Origin of the sequence: Weissella cibaria (assembly GCF_004521965.1) — a bacterium.
GTDB lineage: Bacteria > Bacillota > Bacilli > Lactobacillales > Lactobacillaceae > Weissella > Weissella cibaria_A.
The window spans coordinates 1-22,390 of sequence record NZ_SDGK01000002.1 but is presented as its reverse complement, the minus strand read 5'-3'; the positions used below and the strand labels follow the sequence as shown (position 1 = coordinate 22,390).

Annotated in this window: 20 protein-coding genes, 1 other RNA gene and 1 pseudogene; 20 read left to right on the top strand and 2 right to left on the bottom strand. The window is 45.5% G+C overall.

The window, feature by feature from the left end; all coding sequences use genetic code 11:
• Positions 1-124: 124 nt before the first annotated feature.
• The 10 genes and pseudogenes from EST42_RS00135 (at position 125) to EST42_RS00090 (ending at position 8,299) form a co-directional block, all read left to right on the top strand.
• The gene (locus EST42_RS00135; RefSeq protein ID WP_209019460.1) at positions 125-412 is read left to right on the top strand and encodes an HNH endonuclease; all 288 of its coding nucleotides are present in this window, start codon (positions 125-127) and stop codon (positions 410-412) included.
• Positions 413-643: 231 nt separating this feature from the next.
• Positions 644-1,596 (top strand): annotated as a pseudogene (locus EST42_RS00130) (nucleoside hydrolase).
• Positions 1,597-1,703: 107 nt separating this feature from the next.
• Positions 1,704-3,038, top strand: coding sequence for a C1 family peptidase (locus EST42_RS00125; protein ID WP_134643678.1), 1,335 nt, complete (start codon positions 1,704-1,706; stop codon positions 3,036-3,038).
• Between the two features lie 236 nt (positions 3,039-3,274).
• Positions 3,275-3,778 carry a hypothetical protein gene (locus EST42_RS00120; RefSeq protein WP_134643677.1) on the top strand — a complete coding sequence of 168 codons (504 nt, stop codon included), beginning with the start codon at positions 3,275-3,277 and terminating at the stop codon, positions 3,776-3,778.
• Between the two features lie 296 nt (positions 3,779-4,074).
• Positions 4,075-4,272 carry a hypothetical protein gene (locus EST42_RS00115; protein WP_134643676.1) on the top strand — a complete coding sequence of 66 codons (198 nt, stop codon included), beginning with the start codon at positions 4,075-4,077 and terminating at the stop codon, positions 4,270-4,272.
• Between the two features lie 428 nt (positions 4,273-4,700).
• Complete coding sequence (locus tag EST42_RS00110) at positions 4,701-4,967, top strand: hypothetical protein (protein ID WP_134643675.1); 267 nt, start codon at positions 4,701-4,703, stop codon at positions 4,965-4,967.
• An 82-nt stretch (positions 4,968-5,049) separates the two neighbouring features.
• Positions 5,050-5,565 carry a hypothetical protein gene (locus tag EST42_RS00105; protein ID WP_134643674.1) on the top strand — a complete coding sequence of 172 codons (516 nt, stop codon included), beginning with the start codon at positions 5,050-5,052 and terminating at the stop codon, positions 5,563-5,565.
• Between the two features lie 195 nt (positions 5,566-5,760).
• The gene (locus EST42_RS00100) at positions 5,761-6,525 is read left to right on the top strand and encodes a glucose 1-dehydrogenase (RefSeq protein ID WP_134643673.1); all 765 of its coding nucleotides are present in this window, start codon (positions 5,761-5,763) and stop codon (positions 6,523-6,525) included.
• Between the two features lie 161 nt (positions 6,526-6,686).
• Complete coding sequence (locus tag EST42_RS00095) at positions 6,687-7,460, top strand: (S)-acetoin forming diacetyl reductase (RefSeq protein WP_134643672.1); 774 nt, start codon at positions 6,687-6,689, stop codon at positions 7,458-7,460.
• Positions 7,461-7,726: 266 nt separating this feature from the next.
• A complete protein-coding gene (locus tag EST42_RS00090) occupies positions 7,727-8,299 on the top strand; it encodes a hypothetical protein (protein ID WP_134643671.1) in 573 nt (190 codons plus the stop codon).
• Between the two features lie 48 nt (positions 8,300-8,347).
• Here EST42_RS00090 and EST42_RS00085 read toward each other — a convergent pair whose 3' ends face one another.
• Entirely contained in the window at positions 8,348-9,334 is a 987-nt protein-coding gene (locus EST42_RS00085) for a GMP reductase (protein ID WP_134643670.1), read from the bottom strand.
• Positions 9,335-9,508: 174 nt separating this feature from the next.
• On the opposite strand from EST42_RS00085, the gene ssrA reads away from it, so the two are divergent.
• The 9 genes from ssrA (at position 9,509) to EST42_RS10750 (ending at position 19,590) form a co-directional block, all read left to right on the top strand.
• Positions 9,509-9,875, top strand: a transfer-messenger RNA (tmRNA) gene (gene ssrA, locus EST42_RS00080).
• A gap of 1,461 nt (positions 9,876-11,336) precedes the next feature.
• Positions 11,337-11,783, top strand: coding sequence for an ATP-binding cassette domain-containing protein (locus tag EST42_RS00075; protein ID WP_209019459.1), 447 nt, complete (start codon positions 11,337-11,339; stop codon positions 11,781-11,783).
• Positions 11,750-12,004, top strand: a complete 255-nt coding sequence (locus tag EST42_RS10700; RefSeq protein ID WP_483414627.1) for a hypothetical protein — start codon at positions 11,750-11,752, stop codon at positions 12,002-12,004. Before EST42_RS00075 ends, EST42_RS10700 begins: the two co-directional genes overlap by 34 nt.
• A gap of 150 nt (positions 12,005-12,154) precedes the next feature.
• Positions 12,155-12,769 (top strand): hypothetical protein, encoded by a 615-nt coding sequence (locus EST42_RS00070; protein ID WP_134643669.1) that lies wholly within the window; start codon positions 12,155-12,157, stop codon positions 12,767-12,769.
• Between the two features lie 106 nt (positions 12,770-12,875).
• Positions 12,876-13,928 carry a mechanosensitive ion channel family protein gene (locus EST42_RS00065; RefSeq protein WP_134643668.1) on the top strand — a complete coding sequence of 351 codons (1,053 nt, stop codon included), beginning with the start codon at positions 12,876-12,878 and terminating at the stop codon, positions 13,926-13,928.
• Between the two features lie 105 nt (positions 13,929-14,033).
• Entirely contained in the window at positions 14,034-14,333 is a 300-nt protein-coding gene (locus tag EST42_RS00060) for a hypothetical protein (protein WP_134643667.1), read from the top strand.
• A 276-nt stretch (positions 14,334-14,609) separates the two neighbouring features.
• Positions 14,610-15,959, top strand: coding sequence for a cytosine permease (locus tag EST42_RS00055; RefSeq protein WP_134643666.1), 1,350 nt, complete (start codon positions 14,610-14,612; stop codon positions 15,957-15,959).
• Between the two features lie 103 nt (positions 15,960-16,062).
• A complete protein-coding gene (locus EST42_RS00050) occupies positions 16,063-18,141 on the top strand; it encodes a DNA topoisomerase (RefSeq protein WP_134643665.1) in 2,079 nt (692 codons plus the stop codon).
• Between the two features lie 78 nt (positions 18,142-18,219).
• Positions 18,220-19,590: a LysM peptidoglycan-binding domain-containing protein gene (locus tag EST42_RS10750; protein ID WP_245150294.1), complete on the top strand. Its 1,371-nt coding sequence runs from the start codon at positions 18,220-18,222 to the stop codon at positions 19,588-19,590.
• A 44-nt stretch (positions 19,591-19,634) separates the two neighbouring features.
• On the opposite strand, the gene EST42_RS00040 is transcribed toward EST42_RS10750, so the two are convergent.
• On the bottom strand, positions 19,635-20,684 hold the full coding sequence (locus EST42_RS00040; RefSeq protein WP_134643664.1) for an oxidoreductase: 1,050 nt from the start codon (positions 20,682-20,684) through the stop codon (positions 19,635-19,637).
• Positions 20,685-20,827: 143 nt separating this feature from the next.
• On the opposite strand from EST42_RS00040, the gene codA reads away from it, so the two are divergent.
• Complete coding sequence (gene codA / locus EST42_RS00035; RefSeq protein ID WP_134643663.1) at positions 20,828-22,069, top strand: cytosine deaminase; 1,242 nt, start codon at positions 20,828-20,830, stop codon at positions 22,067-22,069.
• The last annotated feature ends 321 nt before the right edge of the window (positions 22,070-22,390 follow it).

The following is a 22,390-nucleotide window of genomic DNA, read 5'->3' as shown; positions in this document are numbered from 1 at the left end:
AGGGCTCGGCCCTGTTCCACCTACAAAAACACCCAGAAATCACGCCGTTTTAAGCTGAAATCCGGGTTTTGAAAAATTTTCGGAGTGCGGTACCTCTCGGTGCCAAAAAAGCCTGTCCATAATCTTGACATCAGCGCCTCATATAAAGCCTTGGGCTAAGGCAAATAACCAGGAAAAATTAGATGTTGATAACGGGCTTTGGTTATGCGTATTGCATGATGCGTTGTTCGATAGGGGGTTAATTTCGTTTGATGATAATGGAATATTGATTATTTCGGATACAGTACTCAATCAAGGAATTGATGATTATAAGTTAAATGTGAATATGAAAATTGTTTTTCAAGGCAAAATGCGTCAGTACATGGCATATCATCGCAAAAAAGTGTATGAACAATTTGATCTTCATTATTAACAAGCTAATCAAATTCTGAAATATTGCAAAAGTAAGAAGACTAATAAGGAAAGTCAGTGTGTTTTTCAAAAAATACTGTATTTGAATTGTGTGCCGATTGAGATTTAAGTTTCCATAACATGACGTTGGTATCAGATAATTTAATTTTGTTCGTTTTAAAAGGGTTCAAAACATGATACTATTTATATAACCAATAAAAACACGAACGATTTTAATTTAGGGGACGTAAAAATGACTGAAAAAGTGTACTTTAGCCATGACGGGGGCGTTGATGATTTGGCTTCATTGACGATGTTATTGTCATACGAACAACAAGGATTGATTGAGCTAGTTGGTGTAGGGGTTGTGCCGGCTGATTCATACTTGGAACCAGCGGTGGCTGCGACACGTAAGATTATCAATCGTTTTTCAAAGCACCACGATTTGTTGGTTAGTGCGTCAGATGCGAAGTCGAGCGATCCGTTTCCAAAAGAGTGGCGGATGGACTCGTTTACCGTTGATGCTTTGCCAATCTTGAATGAGTTTGGTGAAGGGGACACGGAGTTATCGTACAACACGGCAGCTGACGACTTGGCTGCAATTTTAACGGCAGCCACTGAACCAATTACGTTGGTGTTCACTGGTCCGGTTAGTGACCTAGGTGCGGTGTTAGAACAGGATCCAAGTTTGGCAGACAAGATCGACCGCTTGGTTGTGATGGCAGGGACTTTTGGCGCTGGTAACATTGCTGAACCGGAACAAGATGGCACGGCCGAGTGGAATGTCTTTTGGGATCCACAAGCATTCAAGGTTGTCTTTGATTCAAATATCAAGATTCAAATAGTTGGGTTAGAGAGTACCCATGAAGTGCCATTGACGCCAGCTGACCGCTTGCGTTGGGCGAAGTTACGTTCACACCCAGTAATGGACTTTATCGGTCAAGCTTATGCGACGGTTCCTGTATTGGCCCACTTCGAGACAAATTCAACGTACTTTTTGTGGGATGTCTTGACGACAGCCTTTGCTCAAAATCCTGACTGGTTGAGACAAAGCAAATGACAGTTGATGTTGTGCCAACTGGTCAAAGCCGCGGCCGGACATTTGAAACACCAGCAGGACGTGAAATTGAATTTGTCTATCACGTTGATCATGATGCGTTTTTCAAATTTTTTGAAGAGACAATTCTAGCTATCGAGAATTATTAATAAAATTATAGGGTGTCTGCAAAATTTTTGTGGATGCCTTTTTCCCCATTGCGAAAGTTAATACAAAGGACTAGACTGGTTTTATATTAGAAAAAGGTGATAAATGTATGAGTGAAATTACACAAGAAGAGTTAGCTTCTTACAAAGAAGCGGTGTCAGTTAGTCCAAAGTCAGCTGCTATTCGCAACGCAGTCACAACCAATGGTATCCTGCAAGCAGCCCGTGATAACGAACGAGCTGGTGCGTTGACGCCAGTATTTAGTGTTGATTTGGAAAGCTCACCGGTGGCTAACCAATTACAATCAGGACGTTGCTGGATGTTTGCGGCGTTGAACACGATGCGCCACGATATGAAGGCCGTGTATGGTTTACCAGGTGATTTTGAATTATCACAAAGCTATACATTCTTCTGGGACAAGTTGGAAAAGGCCAATTATTTCTATGAGAATATTTTGACGACAGCTGACAAGCCAACGGATGATCGTGAAGTGGCTTTCCTACTACAAATGCCACAACAAGACGGTGGTCAATGGGACATGCTAGTGGCATTGATTGAAAAGTATGGGGTTGTGCCACAGTCAGCTTATCCAGAGTCACAAGCGTCATCACACTCGGCTGAATTCAACCGTTTGTACAATGGTAAGTTGCGTAAGGATGCGATTACGTTGCGCAAGTTAGTCGCATCCAATGCAGCCCAAGCTGAAATCAATGAAAAGTTGGCGCAATTCGGTCGCGAAAACTACCACATGTTGTCACTGACTTTTGGCGAGCCACCGGTAGCGTTTGATTTCTCATACCGTGATAAGGATAATAATTTCCATCGTGAGCAAGCCATCTCACCGTTGGACTTTTTCGCAAAGTACGTTGGTTGGGAGTTGAGCGATTACATCTCAATTATCAATGCGCCAACTGCTGATAAGCCTTTTAATCAAACGTACAACGTTAAGATGTTGGGTAACGTCAGTGGAGGTCGCGAAGTGAAGCACTTGAACCTTGATTTGGCGACGTTTAAAGACTTGGCTGTGAAGCAATTGCTTGCCGGTGAGAACGTTTGGTTCGGGGTCGACATGGGACCTAAGTTGGATCGCAAGACTGGTTTGATGGATACAAAGTTGTTCAACGAGGACGATTTGTTCGATGTTGATTTCAGTATGACTAAGGCTGAGCGTTTGGAATACGGGGATTCATTGATGACCCATGCTATGGTGTTGACTGGTGTTGATCTCGTTGACGGCAAGCCAACGAAGTGGAAGGTCGAAAACTCATGGGGCGATAAGAACGGTAACAAGGGTTACTTCACGATGTCTGATGAGTGGTTCGATGAGTTTACGTACCAAATTGTGATTAAGAAGGAATTCTTGCCAGAAGAGTTGCGTGATATTTACGAAACGGCTACACCAATTATGCTATCACCTTGGGATCCAATGGGTGCCTTGGCATAATCGGACAAGTAACCTTGCATTTTCTGGGCTAAACCGATTATCAATAAACAGCAGACCGCACGACAGAATAAGATTTCTGTCGGAGCAGTCTTTTTGTCTGACGTCGTGTGAACGTTGACGTGGTGTAATAAAGAAGTTCTAAGAACAATCTACGTTTTATGACAAAAACACGTTACTTAGAATCCGCCGCACGCTGAGCGAGGTGGGTGCGATTTGCTCAAACGAAAGGAGGACGGATGGTCCAACAAGTAGAAGCGACGCTCGAACAATACGAGCTGATGATAAGAGGGGTGCTGCAGGCCGGCCATGTCTACCGCCGTTCGCCGGATTTTGATGATTATCGCCAGGAATTACGGTTGATGATTGCGGAACGGTTAATGGCGGGTGAGACGTTGACGGCACAGCACAATAATGAGTTATTTCGGTGGCTGCTATGGCGCCTGCGCGATTTGCAACGGCGATCCAAGCGCCATGAGGATCGCGGTGTACCGCTTGGTGAAGCGCCGGAGCAAGTGATGAGTAACGCAGCCTTTGTGGATGCTGAAGCGACCATTTTACTGGCTGATTTAGCGAAGCAATGTCGGCTATCGCAGCCGTTACAACGATTAGCATATGATTTAATGCAATATCCGGATGACACAGTTGCGCGCCGATGTCACCGTTTACGGGTTCATCGCGCCACCTATAATCGTTGGCTCCAACAACTACGCCATCAGTTACAAAGTGTTTGGGTAGCCTAGCCACATAAAGCCAATAAGATAAGATGAAGCAGACGCTCGGATGATAATAATCATCTGGGCGTCTGTTTTTACTTGTGAAAAAGAAGAGAACTCAAAAATAGCAAATTGCTTTTTAAAGGACTCAGATAGATAGGGCGAATTGGAAGAAGGCGTATGATGAAACGGTTATTGCGCAGTCTAATCGTAGTCAGCGCCGTGAGCGACAGGATATTTATCCATTGTTAGAGAAGTCATGGTTGTTGGCACCGATTGCTGTGCCACAAAGTTAATTACGGGTGTTGTATTCAGGTTATCAAGTGGCAATTGGGCAGACAGTGAATTACCCGTTGTCGTTGCTACTTGAAAAGGATGGCCAAACCTATGTGCAACTGTATAGCAGTACGGCAAAGTACGAAGCGAGTGCACAAGATTTGCCAACGGTCTGGGTGCGATTTTCGGTGATTTTTAATGTGTTGGAACAAACATCTGAAGTAGCTGGCTTTATTGTTGAATGATGGCACGGACGAGTTAGTGGTGTCGCGTGATGAGTTACAACGTCAATTTTCACGCCATGAGTTGGCCTGTTTACGTGAACCGTGGTATGAACGACAGCTGGCGACGGATTTTCCCAGACGATTGCCAGTGCCGGTTGCAAATGATGCTTGGCAACCCGCCAGAAAGAGATTGATGAAATTAGTAAGTCGTTGGAAGAATTGCGAGTCAAGACTGAGAAAAAAGATCGTCGCACGGGTAAGGGCTCTAGTATCATCACTTAACGATCGGACTACTAGTTGTGGCGTTAATCGTGTTAATGCGTTTGGGTCGTCATGCCTTATTGCCGATGATCGTGCTATTGTTTCTGGCGTTGGCGAGATCGGCATCCCCGCGGTCGCACACTGGGCCGCTGGCTAGTCTATGAGAAACAGGTGGCCTGGCAAAGATATTGCAGTTGGAGGATGAACTGTATCAGTTGTCAGATGCTGAAACATTTGCTAAACAGATGCCTGTAGAGTCAGTTGATGAAAATTTAAGCGAAGTACACACGACAAATACAGATTCTGGTAAGCCAGTTTGGGAGATTGTATCCGTGGATGAGATGCGTGGATTTTTTGAAGCGGGTGTTGATGCACGACGAGCGGGCAAGGATGATTCTCAATATTTTGAGAATTTACTAACAGTCGGGAAATATTTATCAATTTACAGTACCTAATCAAGAAGATGGTGAAATAGCAACTTATTATGTTGGGGCAACGCCATACCTGCCTCTTTATATTGCACCAGCTGAAGGGGCAATGCCATTCAGAAAGCACGTAGTAAGTGGTCAACAAGTTGTGCAGAAAGTAAAGTTGTTTCCGTTGCCAAACACCAATACGACGGTACCGAAACGAGAACCTGTCCCTAAAGGTGAAGAACGGCCTTTCAAAACGAAAGATTTAGAGGATCTGCGCGCAATTAAGCGAATTTTTGAGTTAGAAAATGACAAACAACGTGTGCAAGATGAGACGTATAAAACTGCAACCAAGCAGACACACAATGTTGCTTTAGCTGTAGTGAGTGGCCTATTGTCGGTCGTGCTGTTGAGCGTGGCCGTGCAACATGGGCAAACGAATTTGCTTGGATACGGAGGCGTTGCAGGACTTGCCGCGATTGTGCTTTTTGCGACGCGGAAGGGTGAGTTAACTAGTGTGTATAACAAATTGTTAACGACTTGTAAGTATGCCAAGGAGATTCAAGAAATAGAGACCTTGCAAACGGATTTGGGCAACTACGATCCGGAACTAATTAATTTTTTACCGGAATATCTCTAAAATTGGCAAAATGTTGCTGAATTAGTGGGCTACATGGAACGTGGTCAGGCCCATGATTTACCCGAAGCCATCCGACTATATGAACAAAATTAGCCAAATCTGTAAACGTTTTCAATTCCAAGAGTTCAAAACAAAAATCTTCATAATTTCCTGGTAATCTCTGAAGTATCAAAAGAAATTAGCGAGGTAAAGACTATGGTAGATCGTTTGACGGGGAAGGTTGCAATTGTGACTGGTGGAACCACTGGTTTGGGAAAGGCAATTGCCCAACGTTTTATTGAAGAGGGTGCTAAGGTCGTGATTACGGGACGTCGTGCCAATGTTGGTGAGGCGTCAGCCAAGGAACTTGGTGGGGAAGATGTGATTCGTTTTCAACAACACGATGCATCTGACGAGCAAGGTTGGCAGGACTTGATTGCCTACACAGAAGAGGCATTTGGCCCGTTGAATGTGTTGGTCAATAATGCTGGCATCGGAGCAACTAATGACATTGAGCACGATACCTTTGACGCTTATCGTAAGTTGATGAGCATTAATGCTGATGGGATGTACCTTGGTACGCAATATGGTTTCCGTGCGATGAAGGAACATGGTGGTGGGTCAATCATTAATATGTCATCAATCCTTGGTTTGGTTGGTGACACGATGACGGCCTCATACAACGCTTCGAAGGGGGCGGTCCGCATGTTCTCAAAGTCAGCTGCAGTCTATGCAGCCCAAAATGATTTGAATATTCGTGTGAATACGGTGCACCCAGGTTACATTGCGACGCCAATGACAGATGGTTCTGGTGAAGGTGACTCAGTCGCGCCTTACGTGACGCAACGATTGAAGACGCCAATGGGACGTATGGGTGAACCAGACGATATCGCGTGGATCTGTGTCTACTTGGCTTCTGAAGAATCAAAGTTTGCAACTGGTGCCGAATTCGTTATCGATGGTGGCTACACAGCACAATAGATAAGAAAAGCTCTGACAGCGATGTTAGAGCTTTTTTTCGGTCGTTTTATTTTGTGAAAACCATAACGTTTACAAAGTGAAAGTAAAGTTGTATTATTATTTGTATATTAATGAGCAATAGGAATTTTATTTAGGGATTTGCTATTTGAGAGGTAACTAACATGAGTGATGTAGCATTTATTACTGGCGCAGGACAAGGTATCGGTGAAGCGATTGCTAAGCGTTTAGCAGATGACGGCTTCAAGGTCGCAGTTGTTGGTCGCACGTTGTCAAAGGTTGAACGCGTTGCAAACGAAATTAACGCAGTTCACCCTGACGCAGCGTTGGCAGTTGCAGCTGATGTTGCGAAGCGTGATGAAGTATTTGCCGGTGTTGAAAAGACCGTTGCACATTTTGGGGATTTGACAGTCATGATCAACAACGCGGGTGTTGCACCTACGACACCAATCATGGACGTTGACGAAGAGACAATGCGCTGGACGTTTGATACAAACATCAACGGTACAGTGTGGGGAACGCAAGCGGCGGTCGAAGCCTTTAAGAAAGCTGGCCACGGGGGGAAGATTATCAACGCCACATCACAAGCGGGTGTTGAAGGAAATCCTGATTTGACGGTCTACGGGGCAACTAAGTTTGCAATCCGTGGTATCACACAAACGACGGCGAAGGAATTGGCGCCATTGGGCATTACGGTTAATGCATTTGCACCTGGTATCGTTAAGACACCAATGATGTTTGATATCGCCCACGAAGTTGGTCAAAATGCTGGTAAGGATGATGAGTGGGGCATGGCGCAATTCTCAGACGGCATTGCACTTGGTCGTTTGTCAGAGCCCGAAGAAGTCGCATCAGCCGTTGCCTTCTTGGCTGGCAAGGATTCAAATTACATCACAGGGCAAACATTGGTCGTTGATGGCGGGATGGTATTCCATTAATTTGGACTTGTTATCAAATTCACATTGATTTTATTCGCAGAATAGTTTACAATTGTTCTTGTTTGATGATTATTTCACAAATAATTGTTTGACCATTTATAAACAATACTCAAGCTCTCATATAATCACACTAAGCTTGGTTGCCTGGAGAGGCAGCCTGGTCAAACGAAAAGTAAATCCGAAAAGCACCGCCGTCGACTGAGATGGCGGTGCTTTTGCTAGCTATGGTATAGTAAATAAGGATTAAATGAGATGAGGATGACGACATGATCGAAGAACAGTTTGAGCAGGTGGTTGCGCAGTTGAACGAGTCACTGAACTTGGCAAAGGTCGACAATATTCTGAAGCCTGTGTTGATGGCGGGGATGAAGCGTGGCTACAGTGACGCGCACTTGGCAGTGTTTGCGGAAATTGAGAATATCAACCCCGAAGAACAACCGGCTGAATGGGTTGACCGTACTGAAAAGTTTGCGACGGATAACTTTGTGACGTTAGAAAAGGTTGCCCAAAAGAATGCTTCTGATTTGTACGCGCAAATTAAGAGCATGTTGTCAGAAGAATATCACGAGATTACGCACCACAACCATGACAAGATTGGCCAGGCGAATGTCGTCATGCCATATTTTAACGGTTGGTTCTTGGGTGCGTACTACGCCTACATTGCGCTATTCACGCAAATGCAGTCAGCACAAGGTACAGTTGGCCCAACGGAGACGCAAGCAATCGCCAAGGCTGCTTCAGACCGTGCCGAAAAGGAAGTGGAAGTCGAACGTCGTAAGTTCAACAACCGCCCAATTTATCGTCAGTCAATGTTACAAGAAATGTTGGCGGCACTATAAACGTATTTAAAAACGCCAAGCGATTCAGTTCGCTTGGCGTTTTGTTGTTTAGTAAGAATCTCCATTAACGATTGAGTTCTTAACGATGACATAGTCGACGTACTTAAGATCCATCAATTGACGGCCACCAGCGTATGAAATAGCTGATTGCAAATCTTGTTCCATTTCAAGCAAGGTGTCATCGATGTAGCCACGGTAAGGAACTAGCAACTTCTTACCTTCGACGTTTTTGTATTCACCCTTTTGGAATTGCGAAGCAGAACCAAAATATGTCTTATACTTGGCGCCGTCCATTTCGATGATTTCACCAGGTGTTTCAGTGTGGCCTGCGAACAATGATCCAATCATGACCATCGTGGCACCGAAGCGAATTGACTTGGCGATATCCCCGTTATAACGAATCCCACCATCCGCGATGATTGGTTTCTTAGCAGCCTTTGCGCAAAGTCGGAGGGCAGCTAGTTGCCAACCGCCAGTACCAAAGCCAGTCTTTAACTTTGTAATGCAGGCCTTACCAGGACCGACACCAAGCTTCGTCGCATCCGCACCCGCATTTTCCAAATCATGGACTGCTTCAGGTGTAGCCACGTTACCGGCAATTACAAAGGCATTTGGTAAGTGAGATTTGATGTATTGAATCATCTTGATAACGGCGTCGGAGTGACCGTGCGCGATATCGATGGTGATGTATTCAGGCGTTAAGTTAGCGGCTTGCAAAGCGTCGATGAATTCGTATTCTTCTGGCTTAATCCCAACGGAAATTGACGCAAATGTGCCAGCTTCATGGAATCGACGGACAAAGTCCAAACGTGTTCCTGGTTCGAAACGGTGCATCACGTAGAAGTACCCCTCAGTAGCGAGCTTCATCGCCAACTCCTCGTTGATAACCGTTTGCATGTTAGCTGGCACAACGGGAATCTTGAACTTACGATTGCCGAGTGTGACAGACGTGTCCGCTTCAGAGCGAGACTCGATAATACACTTGTTTGGAATGAGTTGAATATCTTCGTAGTCGAATACAGTTGAAAAGTCCATTTAAAGTCCCCTAAGCTTGATTAATGTTCGTGTTTTAATGTTAATTTTGTTGCGTTCCACCCAACATACCAATTATAACCGAACTAAAAACAAAAACAAGCACAACTTCTCTATTTATTTGTGAATGTTATGAGAGCTTGTTATAATAATTAAGTACGGAAGCCGTACATTAACGGGGCCGTTACGGAATCGACTGGCATTGTTCGTGCTAATACTGCGTTTAGGGGTTGTGGCCCTATAATCCACTCAGAAGAATTAACTGCAAACAATTCACAAAACACTTACGCAGTAGCTGCCTAAAAAACAGCCTGCGTTGCCTATGCATAGCTTTGATTGTGGGTTAAGCTAGGTTTTAAAATGAAGCAATCTGCGCATATTTGTCTCTGCCTGGGGCAGGTATGAAGAGGATAATCAGGCTGGTCTAACTGATCGCCGCGCGGAATGGCGTGCACTAGACGAGATTTAAATTATTCAGCTATGAACGTAGATGTGTTAGTTACGAGATGGTAGGACAGGGGTTCAACTCCCCTCGGCTCCATATTTAAGGTTGAAAACGTTGGTATACCGACGCTTTCCTTGATAAATAAGTGATTGGGTCGCAAAAGGGTCGTAACTATTTTGTACTGAAATGTACGGATTTGTATTAGTTGCGCCCAAAAATGTGCCCCTCTTTTTTATGGGTTGAGACAATAAAAAATACCGTTTCTCGGCCAAGGAGTAACGGTATAAATAGCATAATTAAATTTAATATTGTGGCTGCCTGCCTTATGTCGTCTTACATGATTGTAAGGCGTTTTTTATTTTATACAAGTATTCGTGATAATCGTTTACAGTGAGTCGTTAGTCGGGCATACATAGTCTATGTGGTAGAGCGGCTTAATTACCCGTTGAAGCCGCGGCAAGTTTCTGCAATACATGGCGTCACTGTTCTCTCTACAATTTTTCTTGGAACAGGGAGGACATATAAAATGTTTCAAAGATTATCTGGGAGTTTAGAGTGGTTCACTGGGCAGCAAGTAGCATCTTTGCGGTGCTCGTGGTGTTAATCTGATGTTACCTAAAATCATTCGTGCGATTGTCAGCGGTTACGTTGATGTTAAACGAGTGAATAGCGAGACAAAAGAAAAACATCCACGTCCGAAAACGAAGATATCTAGTCACTAAAAGCTCTTGGAAATTGTCATCCCTGTTAGTGTCCGACCACTAACGGGGCTTTTTCTACACACTTATATTACTAGGAGAAATGGCTAAAAGCGACAAAAAAAGTAAAAATACAACGACATACAATGCTATGAAATGGCAAAACCGGTTCAGTTAGCCGGCAAAGTATGTCAACATGTCGCATGTGTTAGGTGAATTTCACGAGGATTATTTTCGGCGCTCCGAGTTGTTGCGCCACCAGCTTTTTAAAGACGATGCGCCCGATATCTGTCGGGTTTTATTTGTGATTTTTGACGTAATAGTAGTATTTAATAGTCGTTTCAGTTTCTTTAACTTTTGTAGTGGTTACCATATTGGGTATCTGCACGGTGGTTTTTATAAAACATGTGTGTTCCTTCTCTTAGAATTTTATTGGTACGTCTATAACAAATGAGCAACATTCACGACAGCCGTGACCAACGCCACAGATGCAACCAGCCAGTAAATGCGAATGTTGCTACTGCGACGCATGACAGTAAAGCATCTGCCAAGATAAGTTGAAAGGCGGCCCCATAACAGGATGTGCTGCCGTGAATGATTTCTTGAATTAACAGACAACCATTACAGAAACCAAGGCCCGCTGGAATAGACGTGCTAATTTAGTCATATCAGTCATTGTAATTCCCCCTCTTAATGAATGATGCTTTCTCTAATTATCGGGCTACTGATGGTGCGAATTCAATACTGATTTAGACATTGATCAAATTGCCTAAATTTCACACAAAAAACAATATTCCTTGTTTTGCAAGTTGCTGATCACTATGAACGCTATTATCGTCGGTACATGTAGGAGGGTAGCAGCATGACGATGGTAGTTAAGCAGTTAGTTGTGACGGTGCCAATGAATAAAAAGCATGTAACCAGGGAAGTGTTGCATGAGGTGTCGTTTGACATCCCCACCGCACAAGTACTAACCATCCTCGGCGGCAAGTCAACGTTGGTTCGAACGTTGAACGGCCTACAACCGGTTACGACTGGCAATGTGCCGGATTTAGCTGGTCAAACAGCGATGGTGTTTCAACACTTTAACTTCTTTGCGAATTTGACGGCACTAGATAATGCTGCCTCGCCGCTTTACCTAACTGGTCAACAATCGAAGGCGTTACTGGAAAAATTTAATTTGGCTGGGGTCGCGACACAATACCCCAGTTCACTATCCGGTGGTCGGAAACAACGTATTGGCATTTTACGAGCCTTAATTTTACCGAAGCGCCTGTGCTGTTGTTTGATGAGCCGACCTCAGCGTTGAACCCGGAATCGATTCGAGAGGTGACGGATATGATGACTGAGGTAGCCAAGTTACCTAATCGGATGATTATCTTAGTGACACACGATATTGCGTTTGCACGTGATATTTCGGATGATGTACTATTACTGGCAGATGGACGGGTCCAAGCGTTTGAACGCGCCGATGACTTCTTCGCACCTGAACAACAAAATACAAAGATCACAGCATTTATAACGCGTTAGGGTACTGAAAAACTAAGGGCGCAAACCGACTTCGGCCTGCGCCTTTTTTAAATTTCTTATGAGGAATACGCTGAAAGCTGGGCAGAGTTGGTAAGCTCCCATATACTATAAATTAGTATGTTTAGGAGTTATTGTGATGAGAAAAGAAAGGTGTGGATATACGGCTTAATTATCATCCTTGTGTTGGAATACATTTGGGCGGTGGTTAACCACCTGTTCGGCTTTGGTGTGAATGTATTCTGGGGCTTGTTGTTGATGGGCCTGACTAACATTCTAGCGGATGAGCTATTACCTAAGTTGAGAACCGTTTATATCACAGTAAACGGTGTCTTCTTGGCGTTAGTCGTGATTGGCTCATTAGTGAGTTGGCAAGTGAAACGCCATGAAAATCGGATTTCATTGGTCACACAAAGTGATTATCGCAACAACTTAAAGCGGACAACGGCAATTGCTGAAAATGAATTGGGCGCTGTTGTCAACGACCGGTCGCGTGGTGATTATTACATTTATATTGGTACAGCGGCGTCCCCAGGAAGTCGCAAGTTATCGCCAGTGATTAAGCAACTCGCTAAGTATCATGAAGTATACTACTTCGATACTGGGGCTTACAGGCTGAAGAAATCTTTCCGCGATAGTCTTGAGGTGACGAACTTGCCATACGTGACGTACGTGCACAATGGGCAACGAACGACGGGCTTAAATGGTGGCAAGACGACGTTGCATGAGCTGCAACAGTTAGCTAAGAAACAAGAAGTAAAAACTTGATAAAGACCTAGAACGCACAGCCATTCGACCGTGCGTTCTTTGTTATACTTGAAAACTGTAATTATTTGAGATTAGTAAAATAGTATTTTAAACAGAGGAGAGAAACATGAAGTTGTTTGAACGCTGGTTAGCGCACAGCTTTGATTGGCAATCATTGGGCTTGGCCGTACTGATCGTCATTGTGTCATTTTTGTTGATTCGTGGTGTCGTTCGAGGCATTTTCCACTTTATTGAGAAGCGGATTCCGAAGCGCTTTGAAGCCTGGATTGACGTCTTGATGGCGTTTGAAAATCCAGCGCGTGTTGTCGTACTGTTTTCAGGGTTGCTGTTGGCATTGCACACGGCGCATGCCCCACATTTGCTAATTACATTTGCAATACAAGTTTATCGCTCGATTCTAATTTTTAGTATCGGTTATGGGCTGTATACGTTGATGGGTTCATTGACAACGTTATTGGCGCACTTGGGCGAACGTGTGCACATGGAGATTGATTCGATTGTGATGCCATTCTTGACCCGCATCCTGCAATTTGTCGTCATGGCCTTAACGGTGACGATGATTTTGTCTGACTGGGGCATTAATGTAAATGGGGTGTTTGCTGGACTGGGGTTGGTTGGATTGGCTGTTTCGATGGCCGCTCAAGATCCAATCAAGAACTTGTTAGGTGGGATTATCATCATTACTGAAAAGCCTTTCCAAATCGGTGACTGGATTGCGTCACCGTCGGTTGAGGGAATCGCGGAAGACATTACATTCCGATCAACGCTCGTGCGGACATTTGATGGTGCTTTGGTGATTGTGCCGAATGCGACGTTATCAAATGAACCGATCACGAATTGGTCACGCATGGAGACCCGTAAGTTAACGTTGACGTTCTACTTAGACATTGCGACTAAGACGACGGATATGATGGCAGCGATGGCTGATGTGGAAACAATGTTGGCCGCGGATGACCGATTTGCGGCTGATACGCAAAAGGCGTACATCAATTCCGTGACGACACGGGGACATGAGTTTATGGCGGTCGCACAGTTTAAGATGTTGCCAGACGCCGACTGGGCTGGGACACGAGCTGATATTAATATGAAAATCATCCGTATTTTGGCAGAGCATGATATTCAGTTATCAGCCGGCATTGAAGCGCCAATGGGGAATTAAGCAAAACGGTAACCTTTTTAAGTTATTTGGCTTTTTAGCGTGCGCAGACGTGTGAGGCCCGTTACAATAGATGTAACAATATTGAAATGAAAAGGGGAACTTGAGATGGCATCTGCATTATTAGCGATTGTCGTTTGCTTGGCTGCCGTCACAAACTACACATTGTTTTCGGTTGTGCCAACCGGACTACCACAGGTCCTAAGTGTGATTGGTCAAGGCGTCTTATCGGTACTCGCCATTATCGTGTTTGTCACCTCCCAAGGGCGTAAAACATGGCGTGATTACGACGGCGTAAACGCTTGGAAGGTCCCAAGTGGGATTACCTGGGTCGCGTTGATTGGTACGCTGGGTTCATTCGTAGTGATGCTACTAGCGATACTTGGTATCATTACGGGTCATATTTAACAAAAATTAGTTAACGTCGCGTTACCGTGCTGGTGACGCGACGTTAAACGTTTTACGAATCTTTTACTTCCTTTTTAAACGGTTGACGCTGTTAACCAAGGTCGGTATAGTAGACCAAGTTGAAAATTATAAATAGTTCTTTTAACCGTCAGTCAGAGAACTGGCCAAAGAGCGCGTCACTTAGGATAACTGTAGACTATTAGTGGGCCGCTCTGTACATTTTTGTAACGGAGTGGCCCTTTTTGTTTACCTTATACCTAGGTGCAAGGAGGGAATATGGAAAAGCAGTTTGGTCAAGTTGAAGCAATTTCAACTGACAAGCGCACAATGTCAAACTGGGATATGTTTGCAACTTGGGTTGGTGCCAATGCCAACAACGGGACGTGGTACATCGGTGGTGTGATTGCCGCAGCGGGAATGTACACTGCGTCGACGACCATGATTATTTCAGGATTGGTGTCATATACCTTATTAGCACTTGCTTCGTTTATGGGCTTTACGACGGGGGTGCCAATGATGACCTTGACGCGTGCATCATTCGGTTTGCGTGGGTCATTCTTACCATCAATTATTAACATCGTGCAATTTATTGGGTGGGCTGCCGCAAATACGTTTATTGCTGCCATTTCAATTTCGGTGATCTTCAAGGATTTGTTTGGCTGGCAAGCCTACACTGCAGGCGGCAAAGCTGGCTTAGTCATCGGGATTGTCATCATGTCATTGTTGCACTTGGCATCAATTTCATTGGGTGAGCGCTCGGTCCGTATGATTGAACGTCTCGGGATTATCTTGGTTGCAATTTTCGTGATTTGGGAATCGATTGTAGTCTTCCAACACGTGTCACTAGCGGATATCTTCGCCTGGACGCCGCCAGCAGAGGTGCGCATTTCATCAGGGGCTGCAATCGATATCTTGGCTGCCTTTAACTTGGCCTGGGTAACCGCATCATCTGACTTCTCACGTTTCACGAAGCATAAGTCAGGGGCAACGGGGTGGTCATTCTTGGGTGCTAATATTGGGTTGTTCTGGTTTGCTTTCATTGGCTTGACGGCAACAATTGCAACGGCCTTGATGAACAATGCTTTTGATCCAAATGATTCAGATCCATCAACGATTGCTTCAAAGCTGGGCTTGGGGATTATCGCCTTGTTAGTTATTGTGATTACGTCAACAACAGCGAATGCAGTTAACTTGATGGCGGCTGGGTCAGCTTTGACCAACATGTGGCATAAGTTAAAGTTGACACCTGCTTTGTGGATTGTCACGATTGGTGCAACTTTGGTGTCATTCATTCCATTGTGGTTTGCCACTTTCTTGGATGCCTTCATTTTATTCTTGGATTACATCGGCATGTTCTTAGGTCCTGAAATTGCAGTCTTCCTGGTGGATTTCTTCTTTATTCGTAAGGGACAATATGAGTTGTCAGAATTCACGAAGGTTGACGGTAAGTACTGGTACAATGGTGGTTTGAATTGGTTGGCCATTGGTGCTTGGTTGATTGGTATTGCCTTGTACTTCGGTTTGAAGTCAGTTGATATTATTAGCCAAACAATTGGTGTGACGTTCGTAGCGATGGCATTGACGGGCGTCATTTACTACATCGCTGCTAAGCTATTTAAAAAGTAATAGAAAATATTAAGGCAACCCGCTTACAAATCAGCGGGGTGCCTTTTTTCGTCTATAATAAAGTTTTAGCGAAAACAAAGGATGACAATTAAGCGAGGGACTTATGGCGAACTATTTAATTATTACTGAGAAACCATCTGCTGCCCAAAATTTCGTCAAAGCACTTGGCGGGAAGGTCGGCCAGTTTGAAGGCAATAACTTTAACATTACTAACCTCCGTGGCCACATCATGACGTTGAAAGAACCAGAAGAAATGGTGCCAGATGAGTTGCAAAAGGCCTACAAGTCATGGACGCTTAAGCACATGCCTTGGCAGATTAGTGACTTCAAGTGGCAGCGGACGTACATTCGTAATCGCAATTTGCGAACGGGTAAGTCGGAATCCACGAAGAAGATTGTGGATGACATCAAGGCGGAGTCGAATAAGGGGTATGATGCCTTGGTTATTGCGACTGACACGGATCCATCTGGTGAAGGTGATTTATTGGCGTGGGAAGCAATTGATGCCATTGGTTGGCGTGGCCAGGTTTTGCGCGCCAATTTTATGGATGAATCACCTAAGAGTATTAAGGCGGCGATGCGGCAATTAACGGATGTGACAGATAAGTGGCAACACGGTGCTTACTTGAAAGGTGAAAGCCGTAACCGTTGGGACTTTATGTCGATGCAATTAACGCGCATTGCGACGACATCCGCCAAGAAGGCGGGTTATAAGGTCGTCGCCCGCGAAGGCCGGTTGAAGTCGGTCATCGTTTGGAAAATCTATGAACAACTGGAAGCGATTAAAAACTATGTTCGAAGCCCCTTTTATGAGGTGAAGTTCAAAGACCTGGCTGGTCACGTGTTTGGTCGTGTGACAAAAGATGGCGACGTGATACCGTGGCGATTTCCGAATAAGGCCGCGGCTGAACAAGATATGGCCAAGTATCACAGTAGTGCGGTGGCACACGAAAAGCACCAAACTCGAACCCAGGCACCAGGGCGTTTGCTAGATTTGGCGGGGTTAGCGGCAGTGTTGGCACCGCGCGGGTATGCGTCAAAGGAAGTGTTGGCAACTTATCAAAGAATGTACGAAGCACAAGTGGTGTCATACCCCCGTACTGAAGATAAGACGGTTACCCCGGAGCAATTTAATGAACTATTGCCATTGGTTGACCGGATTGCCAGGTTGGTAGGGGTTGATACTGGTTTGTTGACACACCGGCAACCGCGGGCTACGCACGTGAAGCCACAAGGATCCCACGGGGCGAACCGGCCAGGTGTAAATGTGCCAGCTGATGTACAAAGTCTGAAAAAGTACGGCGACAGCGCGATGGCGATTTATGAAGTTCTGGCGAAGAACTACTTGGCGATGCTGGCAGAAGACTACGTGTACGACCACGTGACGGCCGATTTGGCTGATTACCCAAGCTTTAAAACGACTTTCAATGTGCCAATTCAACTGAACTTTAAGTTGGTTTATGATTCATTTGCCGCTACGCGTGTTGATGATGACGATGAGAATGAAAATGCGGGTGCCTTGGGGCCAATGGCGGACCCGTACATTCATGAGGGTGCCAACAAGAAGCCACAGCAACCCACGACGAAGTGGATTATGGCGTACTTGGAAAAGCATAATGTTGGTACCGGTGCAACACGTGTGTCGACACTATCCGACATGGGTAAGGGTCAAAAAGCGATGTTGCGTGAGGCTCGCGGTAAGTTGACGCTAACGGAAACAGGTAATGTGTCAGCGGTCATGGTGAAGGGGACTTGGATTGCGTCGCCAAAGATTACCAAACGTCTGTTTGAAATGATGGACGAAGTGGGCAAATTTAAAATGACAATGGACAAGCTGCTGGAATCAGTGACTCAGGTGGTTGATCACGATATGCCGATTATGGTGGCGAATGCTAAGGCGTTGCAAGCAACATTGGGGGTACCAAAACCAAAGACCGTGCGTAAGGTTAGCGAGAAAACAACTGGCACTTTCAACGGTGAAGAAATCACGTTTGCCAAAGAATGGAGCGGGCATAAATTTACCGATGATGAGCTCGCGAAATTGTTGGCTGGCAAAGAAGTTAGTTTTGCGGCTAAATCAAAACGTGGCAAAGATTACACGGCAGTAGGGAAGTTGGCCAAGCAAACATACAAGGGCAGTACCTTTTATGGCTTTAAGCTGAATCCCAAACCTCGGAAATAGGGCTTCACTAAAAATGATATTCGTCATATACTTGATGTAAGTAAGAGGGTGTATTTTATAAGTTAGGAAAAGGTATATATGAATAAAAAGACAAAAGCAGGTGTGATTGCAGCAGTCGCAGGAGCTATGGGTGTGAGTGGGGTCGCACACATGGATGCTATTAAGCACGCCGTTAAGAAGCAAAGCGATATTACCGCTGAGACAAAAATCCCCGTTTTGTCTAGTTTGCTACAAAGCAACAAATCAACAGGAGGCCGTGGTGTAACCACAACGTCAGACGTGGCTCGTAAGATTGTGAGGCGCGCTGGGGCAGCGATGCCGCAACGGACGACGCCGGCTAATCATGCTGCAGCACCAAAGGCAACGATGCCTGCATCAGAGATGCAAGTGGCCTTTAGTTCTGATGAAACAGCACCAGTAGTGACCGTTGCCACTTCATCAGAAGCAACGTCAGAATCAGCAACGTCAACTAAGGCTGTTAAGTCGGCAACGACTGCACAAACGGTAGCTGCTAGTTCAGCATCCGATGTTTTGACATCAGTTGTGGCATCATCAGCGTCTGAAAAGCGTGCTGCAAGTGTGTCAGCAGCGCCAGTAACGCCCGCCGAATCTGCAGCGTTGGAGCAAATGACATCAACAGCACCTAAGTCAACGGCGACATCGGATACTTACACGGTGGTCGATGGTGATACGCTTTCAAGCATTGCAGCCGCCAATGGTGTGACCGTGGCTGCTTTGACGGCTGCTAATCCAACTTTGGATTTGGCAATGTTATCAATTGGACAAGTGCTAGTTGTGCCCACAGCTGGGGCGTCAGTAACGCCAGTTGTTGTGGCAAGCTCTGCTGCAACTGAAGAGTCAACAGCTAGTGCTGCCTCATTGGTTGCGACTGCGGCCTCTTCAGCTGACACAAACGATACGACGGTTGATAGTGCTGTAGCTACTGACGACACGACGACTGCTGTGGCTAGTTCAGATGTGACATCAACGGCTGCAACTAAGACGACTTTGGCAAGTGCAACGCCTGTCCAACAAGCAGCCGTTTCAGATGCCGTTGCACAATTAACGAGTGTTAATGCATCAGCAACAGTTGATACGACGACACCCGTTGCAACTTCAGATACGACGTCAGCGGATACTGACACTACGGCAGTAGCACCCGTTCAAACAGCAACAGCTGATACAACAGCCGCAACGCAATCAGTTTACGATCAATTTATCGCAGCTGGTGGAACTGATGCGCTTTGGAATAATATCGTTTTGCCTGAATCAGGTGGTAACCCAGATGTGGTTTCACCAAACGGCTACTTAGGTCTTGGACAAACTAAGAATGCTTGGGGTACCGGTTCAGTTGAAACCCAAACGACGGGGATGTTAAACTACATCAACGATCGTTACGGTTCAATCGACAATGCGATTAATTTCCGCGCACAAAATAACTGGTATTAAAAATAAAAGCACTTCGCATTATGTTGCGGAGTGCTTTTTTGCCGTTAGAATTGGACGATATGTGGCGCTGGTTCGTTGAACCCTGCCTGCAAAATTTCAATAACAGCTAGCATTTGACTGTCAGAAATCAACTTCGGTGCGTCATTCACGATACTGTCATAGGCTGCGTCGTAAATACGGCCGTAGTCACCGTGAATGGTGGGGATGACCTTTTCAATACGATCACCACTTTGGTTGAAGTAGGTTAATTGGCCATAGTCTTGAGGTGCATCATCCCCAAAGCCTGGCATTCCTGGCAAGATGCCGACTTTCAAGTCGTATTCTTGCTGATCGATGTTGTACTTAATGTATGTCCCGGTGGTGCCATGCAGCACCCACTTAGGGTAAGCGACCGTCGCAAGTTCAGTTGCTTGGACAGTGGTCTTGAAGGCATCTGGGTAGTGGAAATTCACTTCGAATTGGTCATCGATTTTAGCGCCGAGTTCGCGAGTTGCCCGCAAGTCATAGGTTACACTCGTTGGCTTACCAAACAAGGCAATCATTTGGTCAACCAAGTGGACACCGTGACCGTACCAAGCTCCGTCGATGGGACCGCCAGTGGTTGTCGCACTGTTAGGTCGGTAGTGATCCATATGCACTTCCAATTCGACCGGTCGGCCCACATAGCCGGCATCTAAGACGTGTTGCAACGTTAAAAAGTCACTATCGAAGCGTCGATTTTGGAAAGGCATGAAGAATAAGTTGCGTTCGCGGGCGATATCAACTAGTTCTTGCGCCTGGGTCAAGTTTTCAACCATCGGCTTGTCGACAATCACATTTTTACCGGCCAAAAGCAATTGTCGTGCGTTGATATAGTGTGCCGGAGCGGGTGTTACAACCACGACCAAATCGATGGTGTCATCAGTAAGAATGTCGTTTAAATCAGTTGAGAAAATAGTACCTGTTGCTTCGAGCGCCTTTTGTTCGGTAGGGCGCTTGCCAAGTGTTGGCGTCACAACCCGAGTAATCCGGAACTTGTCTTGCCGTTGCATTAGGTAGGGAATGTGATAGCGGTTGGTACTCTTACCAAAACCGACGTAAGCAATATTTAACATAAGATATTTCCCCCTTTATCCCATATTGTGTCCGAATTACTAGGTGAATGCAAGGAATCATTTGTGAAATGACTGTCGAGGCAGGTGTCCGATATGGTATACTCTACTGAACGTTAACAACATGAATTAATTGGGGAAGAAAAATGCTGATTAAGCAAGTATTTATTGAAAATGCGGACCAAGCCCAAGATGTCCGCGTGATTGATGGCAAGTTTGTCGCCATTGCCAATCATTTAGAAGCAGTGGCTGATGAGCAAGTGATTGACGCAGCCGGTAAGTTGATGGTGCCACCATTTGTAGACCCCCACGTTCACTTGGATTCAACCATGACGGCCGGTGACCCAGAATGGAATGAAACAGGGACCTTGTTTGACGGGATTCGCATCTGGTCTGACCGCAAGGCAACGTTGTCACATGAAGATGTGAAGCAACGAGCTGTCCAAGCGTTGCGTGTTCAAGCAGCGCATGGTTTGCAATTTGTGCGTTCACACGTCGACGTGACAGACCCTCGTCTGACTGCCTTAAAGGCATTGTTGGAAGTTCGTGAAGAAGTAAAGCCATGGATGACATTGCAACTGGTGGCATTTCCACAAGAAGGCATTTTGTCATTCCCAGGTGGTAAAGAATTGATGATCAAGGCCGCTGAAATGGGTGTTGATGCAATTGGGGCGATTCCGCACTTTGAATTCACCCGTGAATACTCAGTTGACTCATTGCATTTTGCCTTTGAAGTGGCCCTAAAGTATGGCTTGTTGGTTGATGCCCACACGGATGAAATCGATGACCCAGCTTCACGTGGTTTGGAAACGATGGCGGCGTTGGCACTTGAAACGGGCCTCAAGGAAAAGGTGACGGCTTCTCACACCACAGCGATGGGGTCATACAATGACGCCTATGTTTATAAGTTGATGCGCTTGTTGAAGATGGCCGATATCAATTTTGTCTCAAACCCACTGATTAACATGTACCTAGGTGGGCGCTTTGATACATATCCAAAGCGTCGCGGTTTGACGCGTGTGAAGGAGTTGGACGCTGAGGGTATTAACGTGGCCTTTGGTGAAGATGATATTAAGGATCCTTGGTACCCAATGGGTAACGGTAACATGATGGATGTTTTACACATGGGACTGCATGCAACGCAGATTATGGGTTACACCGAAATCATGAATTCATACCGCTTTATTACCAAGAATGGTGCGCGTACGATGCAAGTGCAAGACAGTTATGGCATTGAAGTCGGCAAGCCAGCGAACTTCTTAATTTTCAACGCCAAGAACTGGTACGACGCTTTGAACGAACGCGCCGAACTGTTGTACTCTGTTTACAACGGTAATGTCTTGGTTGAAACTAAGCCGGCTGAAGTGACGGTTACATTACCAGAATAAATAGCAGAACGAGGTCTGACCGATGTGGTTAGACCTCGTTTTTAAGTTGGCGTGAGTGGTGTCAGACGTTTGGAGGGGTGTGTCGTGCTATCAAACAAACAGAGAATATCTTGGCTGCCGGCATGGGTATGGGAGGTTGGCATGGCGATGCCAGGTGGGGGAACTCACAGGTTTGGCCGACCGCCGGTTAGATAAGGCGATAGGAGCCAGACCCCTAGCACAATTATTTGGGTGCTAGCCGGTTCTCGCTCCGGCGGAGTTTCCCACCTGTATTCTTTGTCGAAGTCAATCCCCCACACCCATGTGTCGTCGCAACGCGAC